This is a genomic window from Curtobacterium sp. NPDC089689, assembly GCF_044749145.1.
Taxonomy (GTDB): domain Bacteria; phylum Actinomycetota; class Actinomycetes; order Actinomycetales; family Microbacteriaceae; genus Curtobacterium.
Genome location: NZ_JBIVHJ010000001.1, coordinates 285,890 through 292,613 on the forward strand (window position 1 = coordinate 285,890; position 6,724 = coordinate 292,613).

The following is a 6,724-nucleotide window of genomic DNA, read 5'->3' on the forward strand; positions in this document are numbered from 1 at the left end:
CGCTCGACCTCGCGCGCTCCGACACTTCGTGCGACCAACACGTTCGGCGCGCGGCACGTCGTGCGACCAGCGGCGCGTCGTCCCAGCGCCGTTCGGCGCACGGCACGTCGTGCGACCAGCAGCGTCGTCCCGGCGGCGGAGCACCCGTCAGGAGCGCGGAGACTCCTCGTCACCCGGACGTCGCTCCCCGTCGCCACGGCCCTGCTCCGGCGCGGACGTGGGGGTCACCCGTTCGCCGAACTGGGGCTGCTCGTCGGTACGTGCTGCCTCGTCGGGGCGGTCGGACCCGGCTGCCGGCGGCTGGTACCGGGGACCGTCGTTCGTGCCGTAGCGCGGCGGACCCGCCGGAGCGCTCGACGAGGCCCCGGGCTGCCCGGCGGCAGGACCGGCCGGAGCGCCGGACGGCACCTCGCCGTACCGCGGCCCGTCGTTCGTGCCGTACCGCGGCGCTCCCGTCTGCGCGCCGGGAGCCGAAGTACCGGACTGCTGCGTGCCTCCAGGCTGCTGGTGGGGCGTCGCGTGCCCGCCGTAGGGCGCCTGCTGCTGACGCGGGTCAGGCCGCCACGGCTCCTGCGGCTGGCGCGGCTCGGGCCGCCAGGGCTCCTGCCGGTTCACCGGCGCACCCTGCGAGGACGACGGCGAGTCCCAGTGGGTGGACTGCGTCGCACCGAACTGCCCGAGGATCTTCTGCGCTTGCCCGGTCAGCTGCGGGTCCACCACGATCTGGTAGTTCGTCGCGAGCACCTGGTGCACGCTCGTGAAGTCCCGCTGCCGCTTCGTGATCGCGAACGAGACGATGCCGTAGAGCATGCCGAACGCGGCACCGATGATGGCCGCAGCGATGATGAGGCCGCCGGCGGTCGGCGAGAAGAGGGTGAGGACGATGCCGAAGAAGATGCCGAGCCAGAGGCCGGACAGCGCGCCCGCGATGGCGGCACGGCCGTAGGTCATCTTGCCGGTGACCCGCTCGACGGTCTTGAGGTCGTTGCCGACGATCGCGATCTTGGCGACCGGGAAGTCCGACTCGGCGAGCTTCGCGACGACGCGCTGCGCCTCCGGGTAGCTGTCGTAGGTGCCGAGGACGTCGCCACGTGGCAGCGTCGGGAATGCCTGGGCCGTCCGGCCGCCGAAGGGGCTCTGATTGCTCACTCAGCCATCATCCACCGGACACCTTGCAATCGCACGTGCGCTCCCAGGGAAGCCGCCGACCGGCACCGCACCGAACGGCTACGCTGGTCTGGTGAGCGCCACGAAGGTCTTCGTCGCCCGCCTCGCCGGGTGCTCCGTCTTCGACCCCGCGGGCGACCGCGTGGGCCGCGTCCGGGACGTCCTGGTCGTCTACAGACGCGTCGACTCCCCGCGCGTCGTGGGGCTGATCGTCGAGGTCCCCGGCAAGCGCCGCATCTTCGTGTCCGTGGGCCGCATCACGTCGATCGGTGCCGGCCAGGTCATCACCACCGGCCTCGTGAACATGCGCCGCTTCGAGCAGCGCGGCGGCGAGGTCCGCGTGATCGCGGAGATGCTCGGCCGCAAGGTGCTCATCAAGAACCAACGCATCCGGGCGACGATCGAGGACGTCGCGATCGAGGACCGCGGGCAGGGCGACTGGGAGGTGTCGCAGCTCTTCCTCCGCAAGCCGAAGACGACGCCGTCCCCGTTCGGCAAGGGTCCGACGACGTTCGCGACCTGGAACGAGGTCACCGAGGACGAACTCCCCGGCGAGGCACAGTCCGCCGAGCACGTCATCGCCGCCTACTCCGACCTGCTGCCGGCCGACCTCGCGTCGACGCTGCTCGACCTGCCCGAGGAGCGCCGGTTCGAGGTCGCAGAGGAACTCCCGGACGACCGGCTCGCCGACGTCCTCGAGGAGATGCCCGACCAGGAGCGCATCGAGATCCTGAGCCGCCTCGAGGACGCCCGCGCCGCCGACGTGCTCGACCAGATGCAGCCGGACGACGCCGCCGACGTGCTCGCGCAGTTCCCGGACGACCGCTCCGAGGCCCTCCTCCAGCTCATGGAGCCGGAGGAGGCGCAGGACGTCCGCATGCTCCTCGAGTACGAGCCCGACACGGCCGGTGGTCTCATGACGACCGAGCCCGTGATCGTCTCGGCCGACGCGACCGTGGCCGAGGGGCTCGCGCTCGTCCGACGCCACGAGCTCGCACCGGCCCTCGGCGCGAGCGTCTGTGTCGTGCTCCCGCCGTACGAGCCGCCGACCGGCCGGTTCCTCGGGCTCGTGCACTTCCAGCGGATGCTCCGCTACCCGCCGAACGAGCGGCTCGGCACGCTCATCGACCAGCAGACCGAACCGGTCCGGGTCGACGCCAGCGCCGCGGAGGTCACGCGGATCATGGCGACCTACAACCTGCTGTCCGTCCCCGTGGTCGACGACGCCCACCGTCTCGTCGGGGTGGTGACGATCGACGACGTCCTCGACCACGTCCTGCCCGACGACTGGCGAAGTCAGGGTGAGGGAGAACCCTCACCCCTGCCTCGCCAACGCTCGCGCAAGACGCCCGTGACCACGGGAAGGAGGACCACCAGTGGCCCGAACGGATGACACCCGCCAGGAGCGCCTCGACTCCCCGAAGGGCATGCGCACCCGTGTGCTCCCGACCCGCCGTCGCGGTCGGGGCGACACGTTCGGTCGCGCCACCGAGGGCATCGCACGGGCCATGGGCACGCCGTGGTTCCTCGTCGGCCTGACCCTCTTCTGTGCGGTCTGGATGATCTACAACACGGTGGCGCCGAAGCCGTGGCAGTTCGACTCGGCGGCGATCGGCTTCACCGCGCTCACCCTCGTGCTCTCGCTGCAGGCCTCGTACGCGGCTCCGCTCATCCTGCTCGCGCAGAACCGGCAGGACGACCGTGACCGCGTGCAGTTCGAGCAGGACCGACAGCGCGCGGAGCGGAACCTCGCCGACACCGAGTACCTCGCCCGCGAGGTCGTCGCGCTGCGCCTCGCGATGCGGGACATGGCGTCCAAGGACTTCATCCGCGCCGAGATCCGGTCGCTGCTCGAGGAGCTCGACCGGCGAGACGCGGACTCCGCCGGCTTCGCCGACGAGCCCGGCACCGCGGCCCGTGGCTGACCCCGGCCGCTCCGACGAGCAGCTGGGCGGCGCGGTCCTCGCGGCGCTCGGCCGCGTCGTGGACCCCGAGATCCGCCGGCCCGTCACGGAGCTGGACATGATCCGTGGTGTCGACGTCCAGCCGGGAGGCACGGTCCGCGTCGACCTGCAGCTCACGATCACGGGGTGCCCGGCCGCCGACACGATCGAACGCGACGTCCGTGCGGCCGCCGGTTCCGTGGACGGCGTGACCGCGGTCGACGTGGACGTCTCCGTCATGTCCCCGGCGACCCGGGCTGCCCTCACCGAGCGGCTCCGTGCCGGTCGCCCGCGCGGCGTGCAGTTCACGCCGGACTCGTTGACGCGGGTGATCGCGGTGACGAGCGGGAAGGGCGGCGTCGGCAAGTCCACCGTCACGGCGAACCTCGCCGTCGCGCTCGCAGCCCGGGGCCAGCGGGTCGGCATCGTCGACGTCGACGTGCACGGCTTCAGCATCCCGGGGCTCATGGGCCTCACGGACGACGCTGGCGTGGCCCCGCGACCGACCCGGGTCGACAGCATGATCCTGCCGCCGGTCGCCCACGACGTGAAGGTCGTCTCGATCGGCATGTTCGTCGACGACGTCTCCACTGCGGTGTCCTGGCGGGGGCCGATGCTGCACCGAACGGTGTCGCAGTTCCTCACCGACGTCTTCTTCGGCGACCTCGACGTGCTGCTCCTCGACCTCCCGCCCGGCACCGGCGACGTGGCGATCTCGGTCGGCCAGCTGCTCCCCCACGCCGAGGTCCTCGTCGTCACGACACCGCAGGCGGCTGCCGCGGACGTGGCGGAGCGCAGCGGGGTCGTGGCACGGCAGACCGGGCAGCGGGTGATCGGTGTCGTCGAGAACATGGCCGGGCTCGTCCAGCCCGACGGCTCGGTCCTGCACCTCTTCGGCGAGGGCGGTGGCGCCGAGACCGCCGCTCGGCTCTCACGCGGGCAGGACACCCCGGTGCCGGTCCTCGGCAGCGTGCCACTGTCGGTGCCGCTCCGGGAGGGCGGGGACGCCGGGGTGCCGGTCGTGACCGGCGCGCCGGACGATCCGGCAGCGGTGGCCCTCGGAGCGATCGCGGACCGGGTGACGACGATGGGCCGTGGCCTCGCGGGGCGGAAGCTCGGGCTGTCCGTCGGCTGACCGTCGCCGAGGGTCGGACGTCCGCTCGGTAGGGTCGAGTCCATGAGCACTGATCACGTCAGCGTCGACTGGGACCAGGCCCGCGACACGAATCGCGCAAACTGGGACGACCGTGTCCCGATCCACGAGGGCGCCTACGATGTCGACGCACTGAGCGACCCCGACCACCGTTCCGGCGTCGTCCGCGAGGACCTGCCCGTCCTCGCCCGTTGGCTCCCCGGGGGCTCCCTCGACGGGCTCGATCTCTGCCACCTGCAGTGCCACATCGGTACGGACACGGTGTCGCTGGCGCGCGAGGGTGCTCGGGTCACCGGCGTCGACTTCTCCCCCGCCGCCCTGGCCTCCGCCCGGGGCCTGGCCGACCGCCTCGGCGTCGAGGCCACCTGGGTCGAGACGGACGTCCTCGACGCCCGGGCCGCGGTCACCGGCGACTTCGACGTCGTGTACACGAGCATCGGGACGATCTGCTGGCTCGACGACCTCGACCGTTGGGCACGGCAGATCGCCGCGCTCCTCCGGCCCGGCGGCGTGTTCTTCATCCGCGACGGACACCCGGCGATGTACGCCCTCGACGAGGACGCCGACGAACTCGTCGCACGACACCGGTACTTCGCCGACGGCACGGCGCAGCAGTGGGACGACGCCGGCACCTACGTCGGTGACGGCACGGTCGCGAACACCAGGACCTACGAGTGGCCGCACCCGCTCTCGGAGATCGTGAACGCGCTCCTCGGCTCCGGTCTGCGGCTGCGCTTCCTGGACGAGGGCCGGACGCTGCCGTGGCGGTTCAGTGCCCGGATGGACGAGCTCCCCGACGGCGACTTCGCCTGGCCCGGTGCCGATCGCGACCGTGTGCCGACCACGTTCACGATCGTGGCGACAAAGGACTAACCGACTCGCCTGTACGTCCTTTCATGGACAGGTCGTTCCACGCGGGTGCATTGTGCAGGGGTATTCCACAATGCTCCTGCGAAATCGGGTCCGCAGGAGCTCCACCCCGCTCGGCAACGTCGCCGGGCCGAGGACAGGAGGACCGTGTGATCAGCATGACCAGGACCAGGATCGGGATCGTCGCGGCGGTCGCGGCCGCGTTGGCGGGCGGGGCCGTCGCCGCGGCTCCGGCCACGGCGGCCACGCCGACGTGCGCGACCGCGTGGAGCGCGGGCACCGCGTACTCGGGCGGCGCCACCGTCAGTGAGAACGGCACGAACTACACCGCGAACTGGTGGACGCAGGGCGACGAGCCGGCGACCCACTCGGGCGCGTCGGGCAGCGGGCAGCCGTGGACGTCGACGGGCGCGTGCAGCGGCACGAGCACGGGCGGCGGGACCGGCGGCGGCACCGGGACCGGCGGCGGCACCGGGACCGGCGGCACCGGGACCGGCGGCAGCGGCGGGACCGCGAGCGGCCTCGTGTTCAGCCCGTACAAGGACGTCACGGTGAACCTCGACTGGAACACGAACGTCATGAACACGGCGGCCACCGGGACGCGCATCCCCGTCGTCGGCTCGTCGAACAGCCTCGTCTCCACCCGCGAACCGGGCCTGAAGGCGATCACCCTCGCCTTCGCCACCGGCACCTGCGGCAGCGAGAACTGGGGCGGGGTCGCCGCGGACGCGTTCGCGAGCGCCAACATCCCGAAGCTCGACGCCGCGGGGGTGAACTACATCGTGAGCACCGGCGGGGCTGCGGGCTCGTTCACGTGCTCGGGGACGGCACTGCAGTCGTTCATCGCCAGGTACGCGACCTCCCACATGATCGGCGTCGACTTCGACATCGAGAGCGGGCAGTCCGTCGCCGACGTGCAGAACCTCGTGAACGCCGCGGCGCTCGCGCAGTCGAAGTACCCGGGCATGCGGTTCTCGTTCACCCTCGCGACCCTCGCCGCGTCCGACGGGTCGTACGGCGGCCTGAACAGCACCGGTGACGCCGTGGTCAAGGCCATCAACGCGTCGAGCCTGACGCACTACACGGTCAACCTCATGACGATGGACTTCGGCCGCGCGTCCGCTGCGAACTGCGTGCTCTCCGGCTCGACCTGCGAGATGGGGCGGTCGGCGATCCAGGCCGTCACCAACCTCGAGCACACCTACGGCATCGCCCCGTCGAAGATCGAGGTCACCCCGATGCTCGGCGTGAACGACGCCTCGGACGAGGTCTTCACCCTCGCCGACGTGGACACGCTGACGTCCTACGCGAAGGCGAACGGCCTCGCCGGCGTCCACGTGTGGTCGCTCGACCGGGACACCCCGTGCTCCTCGACGACGGCGATGGCGACGTGCAGCTCGGTCCCGAGCGCACCGGCACTCGCGTGGACCGACCGGTTCCTCGCGGACCTGGAGTAGACGCCACCCACGACGGACTGGAGGGGGGGGGGGGGGGGGGGCCGCCGCCCCCGCGGGGGGCCGGGGGGGGGGGGGGGCGGTGGGGGGGGGGGCCCGGGGCCCCGCCCCCCCCCCGGGCCTCGATCTGTGAGTCG

General features: G+C 72.2%; 6 protein-coding genes. 5 read left to right on the forward strand and 1 reads right to left on the reverse strand.

Annotation, left to right across the window (positions count from 1 at the left end):
* Positions 1–147: 147 nt before the first annotated feature.
* Positions 148–1,149, reverse strand: coding sequence for a general stress protein (locus ACIPYW_RS01315; RefSeq protein ID WP_400410097.1), 1,002 nt, complete (start codon positions 1,147–1,149; stop codon positions 148–150).
* Between the two features lie 91 nt (positions 1,150–1,240).
* On the opposite strand from ACIPYW_RS01315, the gene ACIPYW_RS01320 reads away from it, so the two are divergent.
* The 5 genes from ACIPYW_RS01320 to ACIPYW_RS01340 all read left to right on the forward strand — a co-directional run bounded on the left by ACIPYW_RS01320 (position 1,241) and on the right by ACIPYW_RS01340 (position 6,590).
* The gene (locus ACIPYW_RS01320; protein WP_290132495.1) at positions 1,241–2,560 is read left to right on the forward strand and encodes a magnesium transporter MgtE N-terminal domain-containing protein; all 1,320 of its coding nucleotides are present in this window, start codon (positions 1,241–1,243) and stop codon (positions 2,558–2,560) included.
* 34 nt (positions 2,561–2,594) lie between these two features.
* Positions 2,595–3,092, forward strand: a complete 498-nt coding sequence (locus tag ACIPYW_RS01325) for a DUF1003 domain-containing protein (RefSeq protein WP_290134277.1) — start codon at positions 2,595–2,597, stop codon at positions 3,090–3,092.
* The gene (locus ACIPYW_RS01330) at positions 3,085–4,245 is read left to right on the forward strand and encodes an Mrp/NBP35 family ATP-binding protein (RefSeq protein ID WP_400410099.1); all 1,161 of its coding nucleotides are present in this window, start codon (positions 3,085–3,087) and stop codon (positions 4,243–4,245) included. Before ACIPYW_RS01325 ends, ACIPYW_RS01330 begins: the two co-directional genes overlap by 8 nt.
* A gap of 42 nt (positions 4,246–4,287) precedes the next feature.
* Positions 4,288–5,136 carry a class I SAM-dependent methyltransferase gene (locus ACIPYW_RS01335; RefSeq protein WP_400410102.1) on the forward strand — a complete coding sequence of 283 codons (849 nt, stop codon included), beginning with the start codon at positions 4,288–4,290 and terminating at the stop codon, positions 5,134–5,136.
* Between the two features lie 155 nt (positions 5,137–5,291).
* Positions 5,292–6,590, forward strand: a complete 1,299-nt coding sequence (locus ACIPYW_RS01340) for a carbohydrate-binding protein (RefSeq protein WP_400410104.1) — start codon at positions 5,292–5,294, stop codon at positions 6,588–6,590.
* Positions 6,591–6,724: the final 134 nt, after the last annotated feature.